This is a genomic window from Saccharomonospora halophila 8, assembly GCF_000383775.1.
Lineage (GTDB): Bacteria > Actinomycetota > Actinomycetes > Mycobacteriales > Pseudonocardiaceae > Saccharomonospora > Saccharomonospora halophila.
In genome coordinates this window covers 69,741-70,820 of sequence record NZ_KB912566.1, presented here as the reverse complement: position 1 = coordinate 70,820, position 1,080 = coordinate 69,741, and the positions used below count along the sequence as shown (strand labels likewise).

The 1,080-nt window shown below is 70.5% G+C and carries 1 protein-coding gene, 1 tRNA gene and 1 pseudogene; all 3 read left to right on the top strand.

Features of this window, described 5'->3' with window-relative positions; all coding sequences use genetic code 11:
• Positions 1-151: 151 nt before the first annotated feature.
• Positions 152-607 carry a peroxiredoxin gene (locus SACHA_RS0115500; RefSeq protein ID WP_019811175.1) on the top strand — a complete coding sequence of 152 codons (456 nt, stop codon included), beginning with the start codon at positions 152-154 and terminating at the stop codon, positions 605-607.
• Between the two features lie 60 nt (positions 608-667).
• Positions 668-742, top strand: a tRNA-Val gene (locus tag SACHA_RS0115495).
• A 137-nt stretch (positions 743-879) separates the two neighbouring features.
• Positions 880-1,080: pseudogene (locus SACHA_RS26260) on the top strand (hypothetical protein); the annotation flags it as partial.

The following is a 1,080-nucleotide window of genomic DNA, read 5'->3' as shown; positions in this document are numbered from 1 at the left end:
CCGGTGACGGAGCTGTCGGCGTCCGTCCGCCGCACGATAGGCTCGGCACGGCACGCGGCTTCGCGATGTGCCCGCCCCGGCGCCGGTTCCGGCCGGCCGGGGCGGGCACATCCGTGCCGGGACAGCGACAAGCGGAAAGGTTGGCACACCTATGGCGGTCGAGGTGGGTACCCAGGCCCCGGACTTCACGCTCAAGGACTACAACAAGCAGGAAGTCACCCTGTCGTCCTTCCGCGGGGACAAGCCGGTGCTGCTCGTGTTCTACCCGTTCGCCTTCAGCGGCGTCTGCCAGGGTGAGCTGTGCCGGCTCCGGGACGACTTCGACCAGTACAGCGGGGTGCAGGTCCTCGGTGTCTCCGTGGACACCCCGTTCGCGCTGAAGGCGTGGGCCGAGCAGCAGGGCTACCAGTTCCCGCTGCTGTCGGACTTCTGGCCACACGGCAAGGTCGCCCAGGAGTACGGTGTGTTCGACGACAACGCCGGTCTCGCCCTGCGGGGGACCTTCCTCATCGACACCGCGGGTGTGGTCCGGTTCGCCGAGGTCAACCAGCCCGGTGAGCCCCGGGACCAGGACGCGTGGAAGAAGGCGGTCGCGGACCTCACCTGATCCGGGCCCGGGGCCGGCCCCGACAGGGAGCGTGTTCCCGTGCCCGGCACGGGAACACCCGGGCGCATAGCTCAGCGGAAGAGCACCTGCCTTACAAGCAGGGGGTCGCAGGTTCGAACCCTGCTGCGCCCACCAGCCATCCGGAACACCGGGATCTCCGATCCGACCGGAACACGGTCGCCGGCATCCCGTTTCCCCGGTTCAAGATCCGTCCGCGTCCGCGATCCCATATCCTCGGCGCCGGTAACACACATCGACTCGTAAAGGCTGCTGTGCACACTGCTGGTGACGGGGAGGACGACGGCACCGGGACGGCACCGGACTCCTCCGGGCGCGCGAGGCCGTATCTCGACGACCTGCCCGCCGGATTCTTCACCGCGGAGGACCCGGGGGAGAACCCGGCCGGGGGCACCGGGGGTGGAGCCCGGTCCGGCCGCCGCACGGAATCCGCCCCCCGCGGCGCGGCGCGGGCG

Coding starts and splice junctions, on each gene's coding strand:
- SACHA_RS0115500 (WP_019811175.1), top strand. CDS start 152: ATGGCGGTCGAGGTGGGTACCCAGGCCCCGGACTTCACGCTCAAGGAC.